Annotated in this window: 15 protein-coding genes; 11 read left to right on the top strand and 4 right to left on the bottom strand. The window is 73.3% G+C overall.

The features are described 5' to 3' along the window. Nucleotides 1–26 precede the first annotated feature (26 nt). The 8 genes from glmS (at nucleotide 27) to tsaE (ending at nucleotide 9,359) form a co-directional block, all read left to right on the top strand. Nucleotides 27–1,889: a glutamine--fructose-6-phosphate transaminase (isomerizing) gene (glmS, locus tag ACFSZT_RS00550; protein WP_377387057.1), complete on the top strand. Its 1,863-nt coding sequence runs from the start codon at nucleotides 27–29 to the stop codon at nucleotides 1,887–1,889. Between the two features lie 18 nt (nucleotides 1,890–1,907). Further along, nucleotides 1,908–3,353: an NAD(P)H-hydrate dehydratase gene (locus ACFSZT_RS00545; RefSeq protein WP_377387054.1), complete on the top strand. Its 1,446-nt coding sequence runs from the start codon at nucleotides 1,908–1,910 to the stop codon at nucleotides 3,351–3,353. A gap of 60 nt (nucleotides 3,354–3,413) precedes the next feature. Then, nucleotides 3,414–4,439 (top strand): NAD(P)-dependent alcohol dehydrogenase, encoded by a 1,026-nt coding sequence (locus tag ACFSZT_RS00540; RefSeq protein WP_377387811.1) that lies wholly within the window; start codon nucleotides 3,414–3,416, stop codon nucleotides 4,437–4,439. Beyond that, nucleotides 4,432–5,238 (top strand): DeoR/GlpR family DNA-binding transcription regulator, encoded by an 807-nt coding sequence (locus ACFSZT_RS00535; RefSeq protein ID WP_377387051.1) that lies wholly within the window; start codon nucleotides 4,432–4,434, stop codon nucleotides 5,236–5,238. The genes ACFSZT_RS00540 and ACFSZT_RS00535 overlap by 8 nt, the downstream gene beginning before the upstream one ends. Continuing rightward, entirely contained in the window at nucleotides 5,235–6,650 is a 1,416-nt protein-coding gene (gene xylB / locus ACFSZT_RS00530; protein ID WP_377387048.1) for a xylulokinase, read from the top strand. The genes ACFSZT_RS00535 and xylB overlap by 4 nt, the downstream gene beginning before the upstream one ends. Before the next feature lie 104 nt (nucleotides 6,651–6,754). Beyond that, nucleotides 6,755–7,876: an alanine racemase gene (gene alr, locus ACFSZT_RS00525; RefSeq protein ID WP_377387045.1), complete on the top strand. Its 1,122-nt coding sequence runs from the start codon at nucleotides 6,755–6,757 to the stop codon at nucleotides 7,874–7,876. Then, complete coding sequence (locus tag ACFSZT_RS00520; RefSeq protein ID WP_377387042.1) at nucleotides 7,876–8,898, top strand: alpha/beta fold hydrolase; 1,023 nt, start codon at nucleotides 7,876–7,878, stop codon at nucleotides 8,896–8,898. The genes alr and ACFSZT_RS00520 overlap by 1 nt, the downstream gene beginning before the upstream one ends. Next, nucleotides 8,895–9,359 (top strand): tRNA (adenosine(37)-N6)-threonylcarbamoyltransferase complex ATPase subunit type 1 TsaE, encoded by a 465-nt coding sequence (tsaE, locus tag ACFSZT_RS00515; RefSeq protein WP_377387039.1) that lies wholly within the window; start codon nucleotides 8,895–8,897, stop codon nucleotides 9,357–9,359. Before ACFSZT_RS00520 ends, tsaE begins: the two co-directional genes overlap by 4 nt. Before the next feature lie 260 nt (nucleotides 9,360–9,619). Here tsaE and ACFSZT_RS00510 read toward each other — a convergent pair whose 3' ends face one another. Then, nucleotides 9,620–10,945 (bottom strand): carboxyl transferase domain-containing protein, encoded by a 1,326-nt coding sequence (locus ACFSZT_RS00510; RefSeq protein ID WP_377387036.1) that lies wholly within the window; start codon nucleotides 10,943–10,945, stop codon nucleotides 9,620–9,622. Next, on the bottom strand, nucleotides 10,938–12,344 hold the full coding sequence (locus ACFSZT_RS00505) for an acyl-CoA synthetase (RefSeq protein WP_377387809.1): 1,407 nt from the start codon (nucleotides 12,342–12,344) through the stop codon (nucleotides 10,938–10,940). Before ACFSZT_RS00505 ends, ACFSZT_RS00510 begins: the two co-directional genes overlap by 8 nt. A 190-nt stretch (nucleotides 12,345–12,534) precedes the next feature. Between ACFSZT_RS00505 and tsaB the strand changes: the two genes are divergently transcribed. From tsaB to tsaD, 3 genes are read left to right on the top strand one after another with little or no spacing between them, the layout of a single operon-like run. Next, nucleotides 12,535–13,161: a tRNA (adenosine(37)-N6)-threonylcarbamoyltransferase complex dimerization subunit type 1 TsaB gene (gene tsaB, locus ACFSZT_RS00500; protein WP_377387033.1), complete on the top strand. Its 627-nt coding sequence runs from the start codon at nucleotides 12,535–12,537 to the stop codon at nucleotides 13,159–13,161. Continuing rightward, nucleotides 13,158–13,631, top strand: a complete 474-nt coding sequence (rimI, locus tag ACFSZT_RS00495; RefSeq protein ID WP_377387030.1) for a ribosomal protein S18-alanine N-acetyltransferase — start codon at nucleotides 13,158–13,160, stop codon at nucleotides 13,629–13,631. Before tsaB ends, rimI begins: the two co-directional genes overlap by 4 nt. Then, complete coding sequence (gene tsaD, locus ACFSZT_RS00490) at nucleotides 13,631–14,677, top strand: tRNA (adenosine(37)-N6)-threonylcarbamoyltransferase complex transferase subunit TsaD (RefSeq protein ID WP_377387027.1); 1,047 nt, start codon at nucleotides 13,631–13,633, stop codon at nucleotides 14,675–14,677. Before rimI ends, tsaD begins: the two co-directional genes overlap by 1 nt. Nucleotides 14,678–14,680: 3 nt before the next feature. Here the strand turns inward: tsaD and ACFSZT_RS00485 are convergent, their stop codons facing one another. Next, the gene (locus ACFSZT_RS00485; protein ID WP_377387024.1) at nucleotides 14,681–16,600 is read right to left on the bottom strand and encodes an N-acetylmuramoyl-L-alanine amidase; all 1,920 of its coding nucleotides are present in this window, start codon (nucleotides 16,598–16,600) and stop codon (nucleotides 14,681–14,683) included. Between the two features lie 230 nt (nucleotides 16,601–16,830). Further along, nucleotides 16,831–18,426, bottom strand: coding sequence for an alkaline phosphatase D family protein (locus ACFSZT_RS00480; protein WP_377387021.1), 1,596 nt, complete (start codon nucleotides 18,424–18,426; stop codon nucleotides 16,831–16,833). Nucleotides 18,427–18,511 lie beyond the last annotated feature (85 nt).

The following is an 18,511-nucleotide window of genomic DNA, read 5'->3' as shown; positions in this document are numbered from 1 at the left end:
CACGCTGTGTCGTTACGCTGGTGGGCGTGTGTGGAATCGTGGGATACGTCGGGCATCGGCAGGCGCTGGACGTGGTGCTCGGCGGGCTGCGCCGGATGGAATACCGCGGGTACGACTCGGCGGGCGTCGCCGTGCTCGACGGTGCGGGGAGCCTGACCGTCGAACGCAAGGCGGGCAGGCTGGCCAACCTGGAAGCCGCGCTCGACGCCACCGGGCGGCACATGTTCCTCGGCACCGCGGGCATGGGGCACACGCGCTGGGCCACCCATGGTGCCCCGATCGACCGCAATTCCCACCCGCACCGCGACGCCACCGAGCGCGTGGCCGTGGTGCACAACGGCATCATCGAGAACTTCGCCACCCTGCGGGCCGAGCTCGAGGACGACGGCGTCGAACTGGCCAGCGACACCGACACCGAGACGGCCGCCCACCTGATCGCGCGGGCCTACGACAAGGGCGACACCGCGGGCGACCTGCCCGCCAGCGTGCGGGCGGTGTGCCGCCGGCTCGAGGGGGCGTTCACGCTCGTCGTCACGCACGCCGACCACCCGGACCTCATCGTCGCGGCACGCCGGTCGTCGCCGCTGGTGGTGGGCGTCGGCGAGGGCGAGACGTTCGTGGCGTCCGACGTGGCGGCGTTTATCGAGCACACCCGCGAGGCCGTGGAGCTCGGGCAGGACCAGCTCGTGGTCATCACGCGCGAGGGTTACGAGGTCACCGACTTCGCGGGCGAGCCCGCCCAGGGCAAGCCGTTCACCGTCGACTGGGACCTCTCGGCCGCCGAGAAGGGCGGCCACGAGTACTTCATGCTCAAGGAGATCGAGGAACAGCCCGACGCGCTGGCCAACACGCTGCGCGGGCACTTCGACTCCGGCCGCATCGTGCTCGACGAGCAGCGCATGTCCGACCAGGACCTGCGCGACGTCGACAAGGTGTTCGTGGTGGCGTGCGGCTCGGCCTACCACTCCGGCCTGGTCGCGAAGTACGCCATCGAGCACTGGTGCCGGCTGCCGGTGGAGGTGGAGCTCGCCAGCGAGTTCCGCTACCGCGACCCGGTGCTCGACCGCGACACGCTGGTGGTCGCCGTGTCGCAGTCGGGTGAGACGGCCGACACCCTGGAGGCCGTGCGGCACGCCCGCGAGCAAAAGGCGCGCGTGCTCGCCGTCTGCAACACCAACGGCGCCCAGATCCCGCGCGAGTCCGACGCCGTGCTGTACACGCATGCCGGGCCGGAGATCGGGGTGGCGTCCACCAAGGCGTTCCTCGCCCAGATCGCGGCCAACTACCTCGTCGGCCTCGCGCTCGCGCAGGCCCGCGGCACCAAGTACCCGGACGAGGTGGCCCGCGAGTTCGCCGACCTGGAGGCCATGCCCGCCGCCGTCCACAAAGTACTGTCGACTGTGGACCAGGTGCGGGACCTCGGCCGGCGGCTGGCCGACTCGAAGGCGGTTCTGTTCCTCGGCAGGCACGTCGGGTTCCCGGTTGCGCTGGAGGGTGCGCTCAAGCTCAAGGAACTGGCCTACATGCACGCCGAGGGCTTCGCAGCCGGCGAGCTGAAACACGGCCCGATCGCCCTGATCGAAGAGGGCCTGCCGGTGGTCGTGGTGATGCCCTCGCCGCGGGGCCGCGCGGTGCTGCACGCGAAGCTGGTCTCCAACATCAGCGAGATCCAGGCCCGGGGCGCCCGCACGATCGTCATCGCCGAGGAGGGCGACGAGACGGTGCGGCCCTACGCCGACGAGCTCGTGGAGGTGCCCGCCGTGCCGACGTTGCTGCAGCCGCTGGTGTCCACGGTGCCGTTGCAGGTGTTCGCCGCCGAGATCGCGCGGGCCCGCGGCTACGACGTCGACAAGCCCCGCAACCTGGCGAAGTCGGTGACGGTCGAGTAGCCCCGCTACATTCGAACCGTGCGGGGTATCTGGACCACTGACCATGTGCGGCAGGCCGAGGACCGCCTGCTCGCGCGCACGCCGGAAGGCGCGCTCATGCGGCGCGCGGCTCACGGGGTCGCACTGCGGGCCGCGCGGATGCTGGCCGAGCACACCGGAGCGGTGTCGGGCCGCCGGGTGGTGCTGGTGGTCGGCGCGGGCAACAACGGCGGAGACGCGCTGTGGGCGGGCTCGTTCCTGTGCAGGCGCGGGGTCGGTGTCGCCGCGGTCCTGCTCAACCCGGAGAAGGCGCATCCGCGGGGGCTCGACGCGCTCGTGCGCGCGGGCGGGCGGGTGCTCGCACCCGGCGAGTATCCACAGTGGATCGAGCGCGCCGACCTCGTGATCGACGGTGTCGTCGGTATCTCCGCCCAGGGGCCGCTGCGCGCCGACGCGGCGGCGGTGTTCGAGCGGGTCGACGCACCCGTGCTCGCGGTCGACCTGCCGAGCGGGGTCGACCCGGACACCGGCGCCGTCGACGGTCCGGCGGTGCGGGCGACGAGCACGGTGACGTTCGGCGCCCGCAAGCCGGTGCACGTGCTCAACCCGGACCGCTGCGGCGACGTCACGCTGGTGGACATCGGCCTCGGTCCCGAATTGGGGGAGCCGGATCTGGTGGTGCTCGACGCCGCCGACGTCGCGGCCGCGTGGCCGCTGCCCGGCCCGGCCGACAACAAGTACAGCCAGGGCGTCACGGGTGTCGCCGCGGGGTCCTCGGCGTATCCGGGGGCGGCCGTGCTGTCGGCGGGAGCTGCGGTGCGGGCGACGTCGGGCATGGTCCGCTACGCGGGGCCGGTCGCCGACGTGGTGCGCGTTCACTGGCCGGAGGTGGTGGCCACCGGGTCGGTGTTCGATGCCGGACGGGCCCAGTCCTGGGTGGTCGGGCCCGGTATCGGCACGGGCCGGGACGGCTTCGAGGTGCTCGCCCACGTGCTGGGGCAGGGCGTGCCCGTGTGCGCCGACGCCGACGCCATCACGATCCTCGCCCGGCGGCCCGAGGTGCTCGACGCGCGCGATCCGGACACCCCGCTGGTGCTGACCCCGCACGACGGCGAGTTCGAGCGGCTGACCGGTGCGCCGCCGGGCCCGGACCGGGTCACCGCGGTGCGGGAGGCAGCCCGGCGGTTCGACGCCGTGGTGCTGCTCAAGGGGCACTGCACACTTGTGGCCGCCCCGGACGGGCGGGTGCTGGCCAACACCGCGCGTGGGTCGTGGCTCGCGACGGCCGGGTCGGGCGATGTGCTGTCCGGCATCACGGGTGCGCTGCTGGCTGCCGGCCTGGACCCGTGGCTGGCGGCGGGTGTGGCGGCGGACGTGCACGCGCGGGCTGGCGAGATCGCGGCCGGGGGCGTGCCGACGTCGGCGTCGGCGGTGCTGGCCGCGGTGCCGGACGCGCTGCGCCGGGTGCGCTCGTACCTGCCCTGAGTTATCGAGTTACGTGTTAAGAACGGTCCGTGTTCTGGTAAGAAGGGCGCCGTGACCGACGTGCCCGACTCCATGACCGTGTCCGTGCTGAACGGCGTCCACGACGTCGAGACCGTGCGGCGGCCGGTGCCCGTCCCCGGCCCGGGTGAGGTGCTGGTGCGGGTGCTGGCCGTGGGGACCTGCGGCTCGGACGTGCACTACTACGAACACGGGCGGATCGGCGACTTCGTCGTGAAGCGGCCACTGGTGCTCGGTCACGAGCCGAGCGGCGTGGTCGTCGCCCGCGGCGAGGGCGCGACCCTGCACGAACCCGGGCAGCGCGTGTCGCTGGAGCCGGGCGTGCCGTGCTCGCGGTGTGCCCAGTGCAGGCTCGGCCGGTACAACCTCTGCCCGCACATGCGGTTCTTCGGCACGCCACCCATCGACGGTGCCTTCTGCGAGTACGTGGTGCTGCGGGAGGAGTACGCCCACCCGGTGCCGGACAGCCTGAGCGACGAGGCCGCGGCCCTGCTCGAACCACTGTCGGTGGGCGTGTGGGCGTGCCGCAAGGGCCGGGTGGCGCCCGGTTCGCGTGTGCTTGTGACGGGAGCCGGTCCCATCGGCCTCGTCGCGACCCAGACCGCGCGGGCGTTCGGGGCCTCCGAGGTCGTGGTCACCGACGTCAACGCCAACCGCCTGCGCGTCGCCGAGGAGCTCGGCGCCACGGGCACCGTCGACGTGTCGGCGACCCGGCTCGCCGACTCCGGATACGAGCCGGACGTGCTGCTCGAATGCTCCGGGGTGCCCGCCGCGATCGGTGAGGCGATCCGGCAGCTCGGCCGCGCCGGGCGCGCGGTGCTGGTCGGCATGGGCGGGGATGAGATCCCGCTGCCGCTCGCCCATGTCCAGGGCTTCGAGATCGAGCTGACCGGCACGTTCCGCTACGCCAACACGTGGCCGGCCGCGATCGAGCTCGCCGCGCGCGGCGACGTGCAGCTGGACCGGCTGGTCACGCACCGCTTCCCGCTGCGGGACGCCGAACAGGCGCTGACCGTGGCGGCGCGCGACGACACGGTCATCAAGCCCGTGGTGGTACCGGGTGCCTAGAACGCGCCCGCCGGACGCCGCGGTCGAGCGGCGCAGGCAGGCGATCCTGCGGGCGGTCATCGAGCTCGGCGAGGTTCGCATCGACGAGCTCACCCGGCGGTTCGGCGTCAGCCTCATGACCATGCACCGCGACCTCGACGACCTCGCCGGACGGCGGCTGCTGCGCAAGCTGCGCGGGCGGGTCGCCGCCTACCCGGCACTGACCATGGAGACGGCGAAACGGTTCCGTGAGGGTCTGCGGGTGCGGGAGAAGGAGGCGCTGTGCGCGCTGGCCGCGCGCGAGGTGCGGCCGGGGCAGACGGTGTTCCTCGACGACTCCACGACGCTGTTCCCGCTCGCCCGCAGGCTCGCCGCGATGGAGCGGCTCGTCCTGGTGACCAACTCCCCGGAGATCGCGCGCCTCGCCGGCGACCGCGCCGAGGTGCACCTGCTGGGCGGCCGGTACACGGAGTTCGACTCGTGCATCGGTCCGGACACGCTGGCCGGCCTGCGCCGCATCCGCGCGGACGTCGGGTTCGTGTCGGCGACCGCGATCGCGGCCGGGCGGCTGTACCACCCGGTGCGCGAGTACGCGGAACTGAAGGAGGTGGCGCTGGAGGTGTGCGGGCGCAACGTGCTGGTGGCCGACCACTCCAAATTCGGCCGGACCGCCACCTACGCCTACGGTGATGCGGGCGGCTACGACCTGGTGATCGTCGACGATGCGGCACCCGACGACGAGCTCGCCGCGGTGCGTGCGTGCGGCAGCCGGGTGGCGCTGGCCGGCGTGGTGAGCGAGCAGGAGAGCGGACAGCGATGAACAGCACCGGCGAGGTTCTCGTCGCGGGCGTCGACTCCTCGACGCAGTCGACGAAGGTGATGGTCTGCGACGCGCGGACCGGCGAGGTCGTGCGCTCGGGCCGCGCAAAGCATCCCGACGCCACCGAGGTGGACCCGGCGCAGTGGTGGTCGGCGTTCGAGTCGGCCGCCGGTGGGTTGCTCGACGGGGTGGCCGCGATCGGCGTCGCCGGGCAGCAGCACGGCATGGTGACGCTGGACGCCGACGGCGAGGTGGTGCGGCCCGCGCTGCTGTGGAACGACACCCGCTCGGCCAAGGCCGCCGAGGACCTGACGACCGAGCTGGGCGGCCCGGGAGCGTGGGCGGAGGCCGTTGGCTCGGTGCCCGTCGCGAGCTTCACCGTGACGAAACTGCGCTGGCTCGCCGAGCACGAGCCCGACGCGGCCGACCGGGTGGCCCGGGTGCTGTTGCCGCACGACTGGCTCACCTGGCGGCTGACCGGCGGCGACGCCGTGACCGACCGCGGTGACGCCTCGGGCACCGGCTACTTCTCCCCGGCCGAGGACCGCTACCGCACCGACATCCTCGGCATGGCGTTCGGTGGGCGCACCCCGGAGCTGCCGAAGGTGCTCGGGCCGGCCGAACCCGCCGGGCACACGCCGGACGGGCGGCTGGTGTCGGCGGGAACCGGCGACAACATGGCGGCCGCGCTGGCGCTCGAACTCGGCGACGGTGACGTGGCGGTGTCGCTGGGCACCAGCGGCACGGTGTTCGGCGTGAGCGAGACGCCGCCGGCCGACGCGACCGGCACGGTCGCCGGGTTCGCCGACGCGACGGGGCGTTTCCTTCCGCTGGCGTGCACGCTCAACGCCGCCCGGGTGCTGACGGCGACCGCCGGGATGCTCGGTGTCGACCTCGCCGAGCTCGACCGGCTGGCGCTCGGCGCGGAACCGGGCGCGGGCGGGCTCACGTTGCTGCCGTATCTCGACGGCGAACGGACCCCGAACCTGCCGGACGCCAGCGGCACGCTGCTCGGGTTGCGGCGGACGAACATGACGCCGGAGAACCTGGCACGCGCCGCCGTGGAGGGCATGCTCTGCGGACTGGCGGCCGGGCTCGACGCGGTGCGTGACCAGGGCATCACGGTGCGCCGGGTGCTGTTGATCGGTGGAGCCGCCCAATCGGAGAGTGTGCGCAACATCGCACCACTCGTCTTCGGTGTGCCGGTGGTGGTGTGCGAGCCCGCCGAGCACGTGGCGGTCGGGGCGGCGCGGCAGGCGGCATGGGCGCTGGCCGGGACGGCCGCACCGCCGTCGTGGCGCTCCCGCGGCGGCGCTCTCGAACTCCCCGCGCCGCCGGCCGGGGCGGCCGCCGACGGCGCCGAGATCCGCGACCGGCACCGCTGCGCCCGCCGACTCCTGCATGACCAGTGAGCCGATGTGGGAAAATGACGGGTGCCGCCCGGTAAGTGGCGGCCGACCGCATCACGTGCCGCAGCGTGTTCTGCCACCCCCGAGCGCAAGAAGCCGGAATCGCCATGACAGCTGACCACCCTCGCGCCGAGGTCGTCATCGACCTGGCCGCCATCCGGCACAACGTCGGCCTGCTCGCCGCGCGCGCGGCCGCGTCGGGTGCGGAGACGATGGCGGTGGTCAAGGCCGACGCCTACGGCCACGGCGCGTTGCCCGTCGCACAGGCGGCGGTGCGCGCGGGTGCGACGTGGCTCGGGGCGTGCTCGCTGGCCGAGGCGCTGGAGCTGCGCCGCGCCGGGGTGACGACGCGGCTGTTCAGCTGGCTCGACACCGCCGACGTGGACTTCCTGCCCGGCGTCGCGAACGACATCGACCTGTCGGTGAGTTCGGCCGCGGAGCTGGCGAGGGTGGCGTCCGCGGCGGCTCGGGCGGGCAAGCGCGCGCGGGTGCATCTCAAGATCGACACGGGCCTGTCCCGCAGCGGGTGTCCGGCCGAGCTGTGGCCCGCGCTGGTGAAGGCCGCGGCCGCCGAGCCGGGCATCGAGGTCGTGGCGATGTGGTCGCACCTGGCGGCCGCCGACGAGCCGGGGCATCCGTCCATCGACCGGCAGGCGGAGCGGTTCGCCGACGCCTACGCGATCGCGCGCGACGCGGGCCTCGACCCGCTGCGGCATCTGGCGAACTCGGCCGCGACGCTGACGCGCCCCGACCTGCATTTCGACCTCGTGCGCCCGGGTATCGCGATGTACGGCCTGAACCCGGTGCCGCAGCCGGAGGACCTGGTGCCCGCGATGACGTTCCGGTCGAGCGTGGTGCTCACCAAGCGGATCGCCGCGGGCGAGTCGGTCTCGTACGGGCTGACGTGGACGGCGCCGCGGGACACCACGCTCGCGCTGGTTCCGGTCGGCTATGCCGATGGCGTTCCGCGGACGCTGTCCGGGCGCATGGACGTGTGGCTCGGTGGCAGGCGCAGACCGGTCGCGGGCCGGGTGTGCATGGACCAGCTCGTCGTGGACTGCGGCGACGACGAGCCCGAGATCGGCGCCGAGGTCGTGCTCTTCGGTACGGGCCGCGACGGCGGGCCGACGGCGACGGAGTGGGCCGAGACGATCGGCACCATCGACTACGAGATCGTCACCGGCATGTACCGCCCGCGCGTCCGCCGGCGCTACGTGGGGGAGGCCTGATGGCGTCCTGCCCCGTGGGCGCGACGGAGTCCTCCTCCGCCGCGGACCCGCCACTGGGCGGCCTCGCGCCCGGTCGCGTCTCCACGGTCGCCGCCGACGACGGCACGCCGATCTCGGTGGAGGAGATCGACCCGGCGGACGGGGGCAGGCCTGCCGTGACGGTGGTGGGCGTCCACGGCTTCGCGCTGTCCCGGCTGAGCTGGCACTACCAGCGCAAGGCACTCGGCGCGTTGCGCATGCCCCGCGTGCGGCAGATCTACTACGACCATCGTGGGCACGGCGAGTCGGCGCCCGCGGACGCCGCGGCGAGCACCATCGAACAGCTCGCCGCGGACCTGCACGCGGTGGTGCGGGCGGTCGCGCCCGGGGAGCCGATTGTCCTGTTGGGACACTCCATGGGCGGCATGGTGATCATGGAGCTGGCCCAGGCGTGCCCGGAACTGTTCGAGGACCAGGTCCGCGGCGTGGTGCTGATCGCCACTGCCGCCGGCGAGGTGGGCAGCCGGGGACTGCCGAGGTCGTTGCTGTCGAAGTACAACCCGTTGACACGGGGTGTCGGAGAGCTCGCCGGCTGGCAGCCGGGGCTGGTCGAGTTCGTGCGCGCGGCGGGCAGCCAGCTGACGCGGCACGCGGTGCGGCGGCTCGCGTTCGGCAAGCGCGAGGTGTCGTCCGAGCTCGTCGACTTCATGCTGCAGATGCTGGCGGTGTCCCCGGTGCAGCAGCTGGCGAAGTTCACGGACACGCTGGGCAGCCACAACCGCTACGCCGCGCTCGCCGGGCTCAAGCACGTGCATACGCTCGTGGTGGGAGGGGACGCCGACCGGGTGACGCCGTACCCCCACACCGAGCGCATCGCTGCCGAGCTGCCGGACGCCGCGGTGCTGCGGGTCCGTGGCGCTGGGCATATGGTGCATCTCGAACAGCCCGACCTGGTCAACAGTCATGTCATCGACCTCGTGCAGGCGTGTGCGGGGATCGACGGGCAACGGCGGCGACGGAAGATCCGATGGTGGCGCAGATGAGCATCGAATTGCGGACGGCGGACGACACGATCCGATTCGGACGGTCGTTGGGGCGTGTGCTGCGGGCCGGTGACCTGGTGCTGCTCGCGGGGCCCCTGGGTGCGGGCAAGACGACGATGACACGCGGGATCGCCGACGGCATGGGAGTGTCCGGCCGGGTGAGCTCGCCGACGTTCGTGCTCGCGCGGGTGCATCCCGCCGGCGCGCGAGGCGTTCCACTGGTGCATGTGGACGCCTACCGGCTCGGCGGCGATCTGTCCGAACTGGACGATCTGGATCTCGACACGGACCTGGAACAGGCTGCGCTGGTGGTCGAGTGGGGCGAGGGGCTGGCCGAGCGGCTGTCGGAGGACCACCTCGTCGTGCGCATCGACCGCAAGCCCGACGACGTGCGGACCGTGGATCTGGAGCCGCGCGGCACCTGGACCTCGCGGGTCGGTGAGCTGAGCTTCGCGGCGTGACCTCGTCCGGTGGGTGGCCTGGGCGGAGGGCTGGACGGTAGCGGGGCGGGTTCGGCCGGTCGGCTCGCGGCGTTAGCCGGGCGGTTCTGCTGTGGCTGCGCGGGTGGTCGCGGGAGGCGGCACGGCCCGGCTCTGCTCCGCCTGCGTGGCCCGGCTCTGCTCCGCCTGCGGGCCGAGTCCGCTCCGCCTGCGTGGCCCGTCCGTGGGATGGCGGCGTGAACGGTCCGTTCACACCACACAGGGGCGCCCCTGATTTCACGTTACCGGGCGGGTGTGACGATTCCGCGGGCGATGCCGAGGTCGACGAGGTCCTGTGGCCGTAGGCGGAGCTGGTTCGCCACGGCGGGGACGTCCTCGTCGGGGCGTTTGAGGATCGAGGCCGCCGCTTCCGGTGACGTCACGGAGAAGTAGGCGTCCGGCGTGACCCACGTGCGTCCCGGTGCGGCGAACGCGAGCGCGCCGCCGGAGCCGCCCTCGCCGATCACCAGCGTCGTCACCGGCACCCGCGCCGCCGCCACGGCCCCGAACAGCTCGGCGATCGCCGGACCCGCGCCCGCGCGTTCGGCCGCCGCGTCGTTGGCCGCGCCCGGCGTGTCCACCAGCGTCAGCACGGGGATGCCGAGCCGGTCGGCCAGCCGCACCAACCGTGCCGCGGTGCGGAACCCCGCCGGTCGCGTCGGCGTGCCGCACTGCGCCGCGTACGCGATGCTCACGCCGTCCCGGTGGCCGAAGCCGCACCGGACCCCCGCGTCGACGCCACCACACCGGTCGCCGCTGAGCTCCTCCCGCCACTCGAAGTAGATGTCCAGATAGGACTCCGCGCGCGGGCGTTCGGCTGCCCGGGCCCGCCGGACGGCGGCCCAGCCCGTGTCCGGCAACTCCGCCGTTCCGAGCGCCGCGGGCGGTGGCGGCTCACCCGGCGCCGGGTTCGTCAACAAGGCCAGCCAGCGCTCCAGCCGAATCCGCAGGTCGGCTGGCTCGACCAGCGCGTCGAGCTGCCCCGCCGCGAGCTGCCCTTCCGCCGTGTACGCCACCGGATCGCCGGGCGGGCGCACCCGCGACCCGGCGAACCCGACCTGCGCGCCGCGCAGCGCGAGCGTCACATCCGCGCCGCCGCCGAGCGTGGCCCAGCCGCCGCCCGTCGTCGGGTCACACAGCACCGCGATCTGCGGCAGACCCGCTGCCCGGGCCGACGCGGCCTGCCGAGCGATGCGCTGCAACTGCGTCAGCGCCCGCATGCCCTCCTGCATGCGGCTGCCGCCGGTCGCGATCAGCGACACCACCGGCACCCCCAGCTCCCGGGCCCGAGTGAACGCGCCCTCGATCCGCGCCCCGGTGCGCTCGCCCAGCGACCCGCCCAGGAAACCGAACTCGAACGCGATCAACACGGCCTCGGTGCCGCCGACCTTGCCGACCCCGCACACCACCGACTCGCGCTCACCCGTGCGCTCGGCCGCACGGGCGCGGGCGTCGTCGTAGCCGGGCCAGCCGATCGGACCGTCCACACCGGACGAACTGTCCACCGCGGGGAGCTCGGTGAACGCCGACGTGACGTCCTCGATCACGGCGCGAGCGGACTCAGCCACCGAGTGCCCGCTTCATCACCTTGCCCATGTCGTTGCGCGGCAAGGCATCCAGGTACCGCACCACCCGCGGTCGCTTGTGCGGGGTCAGCAGCCGCGCCACGTGATCCACGAGGTCCTGTTCCGCGGGCGGGTCGCCGGCAGGCACCACCCACGCCACGATCCGCTCACCCAGGTCGTCGTCGGACTCGCCGGTGACGGCGGCCTCCGCGACCCCCGGGTGCTCCAGGAGCGCGTTCTCGATCTCGCCCGCGCCGATCTTGTAGCCGCCGCTCTTGATGATGTCGGTGCTCTTGCGCCCGACGATCTTGAGGTAGCCGTCGGCGTCGCGGGTCGCCATGTCGCCGGTGCGGAACCAGCCGTCGTCGAACGCCTCGGCCGTCGCGTCCGGGCGGTTGAGGTACTCGCTGAACAGGTTCGGCCCGCGCACCTGGATCTCGCCCACGGTCTCGCCGTCGCTGGTCTCGATCGGCGTGCCCGCCTCGTCGACCAGCCGCAGCTCGACGCCCCGCAGCGGCACGCCCACCGTGCCCGGTTTGCGCTCGCCGTCGGCACGCACGCTGGTGTTCATGAGCGTCTCCGACATCCCGTAGCGCTCGACGACCTGCTGCCCGGTCGCGGCCGCGATGCGCTGGTGGTCGTGCACCGGCAGGGCCGCCGAGCCCGACACGAGCAGTCGCGCGCCGCGCAGCGCGTCGGCGAGCGCGGGATCGTCGCCGACCTCCTCGGCGATGCGGTGGTACATGGTCGGGACGCCGAACATCATCGTGCCGTCCTCCGACAGCGCCTTCGCGAGCGCGTCCGTGGAGAACTTTCCGAGGTGCCGCACCGCCCCGCCCCGGCGCAGCGGGCCGAGTACACCCAGGATCAGCCCGTGCACGTGGAACAGCGGCAGCCCGTGCACCACCACGTCCTGCTCGGTCCACTGCCAGGCGTCCTCCAGCGCGTCCAGGGTCGACGCGATCGCCCGGCGCGGCAGCACCACGCCCTTGGGTGCTCCGGTCGTGCCGGACGTGTAGACGATCAGCGCGGGTGCCTCGCCATCCGGTTCCGGCGGCAGCTCCCCGGCCGAACCGCCGAGGCCCACCTCCTCCGCGCGCACACCTCGCAACCCTGCCGGCAGCTGCGCGCCGGGCTCCGCCAGCACCAGCTCCGGCCGGCTGTCGGACACGATGTGGGCCAGCTCGCGCTCGCCGATCTTCGGGTTCAGCGGCACCGCGGGCACGCCCGCCAGCAGCGCGGCGACCACGGCGACACTCGTCTCGAGACTGGGGGTCGCCCACACCGCGACGCGGTTCAGGCCGTCGAGCCGGCGCGCGAGCGCACCCGCCGCGTCCGCCAGCTCGCGGTAGGTGAGGTCCCGCTCGCCGAAGCGCAGCGCCATCGTGTCCGATCGCTTCATGAGCGCGGGGAAGAGCACAGTCACCGATCTCCTTTGGTCGACGAGGCCACCGCGACCATGATGCCTTCCGGGCGCCCCGCCGCCCAGACGCCGATCAGCGCACATCCCCCGGCGAGATGTCGACATGGCGCCCCGGCCCCGCCGACCAGGCTGCGCGCGAAACCCGAGCGGCTGGTCGTACGCTCGGAGAGTGCTAGTTCTCGCCATCGACACCGCCACGCCCGCGGTCACCGCCGGGGTCGTCGCCGTGGACGCCGAGCGCGCCACGGTTCTCGCCGAGCGCGTGACGCTCGACGCCCGCGCGCACGGCGAGCTGCTCACCCCGCACGTGCTCGACGCCGCCCGCGACGCCGGCATAGGACTGCGCGACCTCGGCGCCATCGCCTGCGGCGTGGGCCCCGGGCCCTACACCGGCCTGCGCGCGGGCATGGTCAGCGCCGCCGCGCTCTCCCACAGCCTCGGCATCCCCGCCTACCCCGTGTGCACCCTCGACGCCATCGCCGCGGGCGCCGAGGAGGGGGAGCCGTTCCTCGTCCTCACCGACGCCCGCCGCCGCGAGGTCTACTGGGCCACCTACGACGCCGAGGGCACCCGCACCGGCGGCCCGCACGTCGGCCGTCGTGACGACATCACCGAGCTGCACACCGATCCCGCGCCGCGCGTGCTCGACCACGAGCAGCCCACGCCGCTCGGCATCGTCGGCGCCGCCCGTGCGGCCATCCTCGCCGGTGACCAGCCCGCCCCGCTCACGCCGCTGTACCTGCGCAGGCCCGACGCCGCCGAGCCCGGTGCCCGGAAGCGGGTGACCACCCCGTGAGACTGGAACCGCTGCGCAGGCGGCACGTCCGCCGGTGCGCCGAGATCGAGAAGGTGCTCTTCGCCGGGGACAGCCCGTGGCCTGCCGCCGCGTTCCACTCCGAGCTCGACGCGGGCGGCTACTACCTCGTCGCCCTGAGCGACACCGGCGAGGTCGTCGGCTACGCGGGGCTGGCCAGAGCGGGCAGGCCCGGCGATTGGGAGACCAGCGTGCACACGATCGGCGTCCTGCCCGAATACCAGGGCCAGGGCGTGGGGACGGAGCTGCTGCGCGCCCTGCTGGAGCGTGCCGACGAGCTCGCCGCGCCCGTGTTCCTCGAGGTGCGCACCGACAACGACAGCGCGATCCGCCTCTACGAGAAGCACGGCTTCGAGCGGATCGGGCTGCGCAAGCGCTACTACCAGCCATCCGGCGCGGACGCCTACACGATGATGCGCCCGGCCAGGCAGACACAGGAGGTCGCCCGCTGATGCCGAAGATCATCATGGGCATCGAGAGCTCATGCGACGAGACCGGCGTCGGGCTGGTCCGGCTGCACGACGACGGCACCGTGGAGCTGCTCGCCGACGAGGTCGCCTCCAGCGTCGAGCTGCACGCGCGTTACGGCGGCGTCGTGCCCGAGGTCGCCAGCCGCGCCCATCTCGAGGCCATGGTGCCCACCACCCGGCGTGCGTTCGCCTCCGCCGGGCTGGAGATGTCCGATGTGGACGCCATCGCCGTCACCGCCGGGCCCGGGCTGGCCGGCGCGCTGCTGGTGGGCGTGTCCGCGGCCAAGGCCTACGCGGCCGCGCTCGACGTGCCGCTCTACGGCGTCAACCACCTCGCGGGCCACATCGCCGTCGACACGCTGCAGCACGGCCCCCTGCCCACGCCGTGTCTCGCGCTGCTCGTCTCGGGCGGCCACACCCAGCTGCTGCGGGTCGAGGACATCGCGGGCAAGATCACCGAGATCGGCTCCACGGTGGACGACGCGGCAGGGGAGGCCTACGACAAGGTCGCCCGCGTGCTCGACCTGCCGTATCCCGGCGGCCCGCCCATCGACAAGGCCGCCAAGGAGGGCGACCCGGGCGCCATCGCGTTCCCGCGCGGCATGACCGGGCCGCGCGACCCCAAGTTCGACTTCTCCTTCTCCGGCCTCAAGACCGCCGTGGCCCGCTGGGTCGAGGGCGCCGAGGCGCGCGGCGAGGAGATCCCGGTCGCCGACGTCGCCGCGTCGTTCCAGGAGGCCGTGGCCGACGTGCTCACCGCCAAGGCGATCCGCGCGGCCACCGAGTCCGGCATCGGCACGCTCGTCATCTCCGGCGGGGTGGCCGCCAACTCGCGGCTGTCGGCGCTGGCGAAGGAGCGCTGCGAGGAGGCGGGCATCGAGCTGCGCGTGCCGCGGCCCCGTCTGTGCACGGACAACGGCGCGATGATCGCCGCGCTCGGCGCGCACGTCGTCGCCGCCGGGTGCGCGCCGAGCCCGCTGACCATCTCCGCGAACCCGGCACTGCCCGTCAGCACGGTCTGCCTGTGACCGTCAGACCCGGGACAGCCTCACGTCGTCGAGCTTGACGTACGCGAGCCGGTGCCCGAACTGGATCTGCACGTACTTGGTCCGGCCGCGCACCACGACGTGCTCCTCGGCGTCGAACGTCGTCGCCGCGTAGTACTCCGACGGCACCACCGGGCCCGCGGCATAGCGCTGACCGGCGGGCATCGTGTACTGCAGGGGCGTCAGCTCCTGCGGGGTGATGCCCGGCGGGTAGGCCTCGGGCTCGGGGTAGGCGCGACCGTAGACACCGATCCCGTCGGATTTCGCGGTCACGACGGCGCCCAGCGTGGGTCGCGCGGTGGGCGCCGATGCCGGGTTGTGGAACCAGCCCTTCTGCCCCAGGTACCAGATCGCGGTCCAGTCGCCCTGGACCTCGGCGACCGCGTACACCTGACCCGTCGAGACGCGGCTGCCCACATCGGACACATCCATCGTCGAGGGCGAGCCGTCCGGGTGCAGGCCGATGTCGGACAGCAGCGGCGCGTCCTCGCGTGGCTCGGTGCGCAGCACGATCGCCGACGAGCCGGCGGCCGGGCACGCCGCGGCCGGATTCTCGGTATCACAGCCGGTGAAGGCGGGCCGGTTGGTCGCGAAGTCGGGCGTGATCATGACCAGCCCCGTGTGCCAGCCCGGCCACGGGCGCAGCGGAGCGCCGAGCAGCTCGAAGTAGTGCGCCCAGTCCCAGTACGGGCCCGGATCCCAGTGCATGGCGGCGACCCGGTCCGGCGTCGCGGCCGGAACGTTGTCGTGGCCGACGATGTGGTGCCGGTCCAGCGGGATGTCGTAGGTGTCGGCCAGATACCGCACGATCCGTGCCGACGCCCGGTACATCGCCTCGGTGTACCAGGTCCCTTGCGCGGCGTAGCCCTCGTGCTCGACGCCGATGGACGTCGCGTTGACGTACCAGTTGCCCGCGTGCCAGCCGACGTCCTTGGTCTCGATGTGCTGGGCGATGTGGCCGTCGGCGGACCGGACGGTGTAGTGCCAGGCCAGGTAGGCCGGGTCCTGGACGAGGCCGATCGCCGCGTCGTAGGAGCACTCGGTGTCGTGGATGACGATGTGCCTGATCCGCTGGCTCTCGGGTCGGTTCGCCTTGTCGTGGTTGCCGTAGTGGGACGGATCGTCGGAAAGCTTTTGGTACGGCGCGGGAATCCACTCGACCGGCAGGCCGGCCGGGCCCTCCGGGTACGTGGCGGGTGCGATGCGCAGGCCGAGTGAGCGCAGCTGGGAGCGGTCGGGCCGGACCTCGGTGGCGTCGAGGCGGACCCGCTCGCCGTCGTCGGTCACGCGCTGCAAGCCAGAGGCGATCGCCGCGAACACCTCGTCGGCGAAGAACGCCGCGGCCGGCTCCGTCGACGCTCCGCTGTAGCGGGCGACGGCCCCGTAGAAGTCGTCGGGCCGGCTCCCGCCGACGCCCAGCTCCCGGTGGTAGGCGGCCAGGACAGCGGCGCCGCCGCGGATGTTCTGCGCCGGATCCGTGCGCAGCGTTGCCGGGGACACGCCCGTGAGCCGCGAGGCGAGGTCGACGGTCTGCAGCTCGGGCACGGACTCGGTGTGCGGCGGCGTCGCCGGGCGCAATGCGGGGCGGGCCGTGTCGCCGCGCGGATCCTCGGTGCCCTGGTCGTGGTGGCTCCCGCCCGCCGCGGCCGTGCGCAGGTCGGTCAGGTGCATCGGGCCGTACCCCGCGCCGGTGCTCGGCCTCCCGCCGTGGGCGTCCCACCGGGACGTGAGGTAGGACACAGCGAGCAGCACCGGTTCGGGCACGCCGAATTCCTCGGCGGCCGCGGCGAACGCGCGCTGCCGGGCGTTGCCGGGTGCGGCTGTCGCGACTCCGGGTGCGGCCATGGCCAGGCCGGCTGTTCCGGCGGCGGCGCGCAGGGCGGTACGACGGGTGAGGGCGTCCATGGATCTCCTCGCAGGCGGGTGGCGAGGAACTTACCCAGTAGCTGATCTTGTCGGTACGTTCTTTCGTCGCCCGTCCGAGTGTTTCGACGCCGGCGTCGATCGATCACCGGGCGTCGCGGGAGACGACGCCCCCGGCCGGCGGCTCGAGCTCGTGCTCGGCCGGCGGCCGGAGGCGTCGGGTGTTCGTACCCCCTCGATGGGGGGTGCCGGGACGGCGTTTGCCCCGGGCGTCAGCGGGGCGTCACCTCGGTGAGCCCCGGGCGCCGGTCGGCGACCACGAACGACGCCCGCGTCCGCACCGGGCTGCCGGGCTCGGTCACCCGGTCCAGCACCCGGAAGTCGGCGCGCAGCTCGTCGCGCGTGATCCGCGTGCGGACGTAGCCGCGCTGGTTGTTGCGGAACTTGATGTGCGGGTTGAGCGCCAGGTTGGGGTCGTCGGCGGGGTCGGAGTCCGCACCGTTGCCACCGGACGTGATCGACGTGGTCACCAGCTCCGTGCCGACCACCGGGCTGTCCGGGTCGGCGTAGTCGGCCTTGAGCTCGTTGGCCCAGTGCGTGTGCACGTCACCGGTGAGCACCACCGGGTTGCGCACACCAGCGTCCAGCCAACTCCGCGTCACCCGTTCCTGCGAGCCCTGGTAGCCGTCCCAGGAATCCATGCTCACCGCGCCCGAGCCGTTGACGCGGCGGGCGAAGAACACCTGCTGGCCCAGCACGTCCCAGCGGGCGCGGGAACGGCGGAACTGCTCGGCGAGCCACGCCTCCTGTTCGGGGCCGGTAAGCGTGCGCGCCGGGTTCTCCGCGTCCTCGCACACCTTCCAGCCGTCGCCACACGCCTGGTCGTCGCGGTACTGGCGGGTGTCGAGCATGTGGAAGTTCGCCAGCGAACCCCACCTCACCGTGCGGTAGAGGCGGATGTGCGAGCCCTGCGGCAGCTGGGATCGGCGCAGCGGCATGTTCTCGTAGTAGGCGCGGAAGGCGTTGGCGCGGCGCTCGATGAAGTTCGGCTGCGGGATCTCCGGCTTCTCGTACACGTCGCCGGCCCAGTTGTTGTCCACCTCGTGGTCGTCGGGCACGACGAGCCACGGCGCCACGGCGTGCGCGGCCTGCAGGTCGGGGTCGGTGCGGTACTGCGCGTGCCGCTGCCGGTAGTTGGCGAGCGTCTCGGTCTCCGGGCCGCGGTGGTCGCGGACGTTGCCGTCGGGGGAGACGTAGCTGTCGGCCTTGTACTCGTAGATGTAGTCGCCCAGATGCAGCACGAGGTCCGGCTCGTCGGCGGCGAGGTGGCGGTAGGCGGTGAAGTAGCCGTGTTCGTACTGCGAGCACGACGCGAAGCTCATCGCGAGTCCCGAGCCGAGCACCCCGGGAGGTGGTGCGGTGCGGGTGCGGCCCGCGGGGGAGACGTGGGTGCCGGTGCGGAACCGGTAGAAGTACTCCCAGCCCGGCTTCAGGCCGGCCACCTCGGCGTGCACGGCGTAGCCCGCGTCGGCGCCGGTCCGTTCGGTGCCGCGGCGCACGATCCTCGTGAACCGTTCGTCGAGCGCGATCTCCCACTCCACCTCGACGGTGCCGCTCATGCCGCCGAGGCCGTCCTCGGCGAGCGGGTCGGTGGCCAGGCGGGTCCACAGCACGACGCTGTTCTGGTCGGGCTCGCCGGACGCGACGCCGAGCGTGAACGGGTCGCCGGAGCGCCGCCTGCCCGCGCCCTGAGCCGTGGCGGCGAGCGGCAGGCCGGTCGCGACGGCGGCCGCGCCGAGCGCGGCACCACCGACCAGCACGCCCCGGCGGGACGTCGTGAAGGAGCGGTTCTCACCGGATAGGGACACGCGTACTCCCAACGTGGTGTCGGACAGTCAGAACTCACCCAGCGTGGGAGGCGCGAGTGGCCACTTCTTCCCGTGTGGGTGATGA

The organism is Prauserella oleivorans (assembly GCF_042685745.1).
Lineage (GTDB): Bacteria > Actinomycetota > Actinomycetes > Mycobacteriales > Pseudonocardiaceae > Prauserella_A > Prauserella_A oleivorans.
Note: the sequence above shows the minus strand (reverse complement) of the source record. Positions and strands in the feature narration are given on the sequence as shown.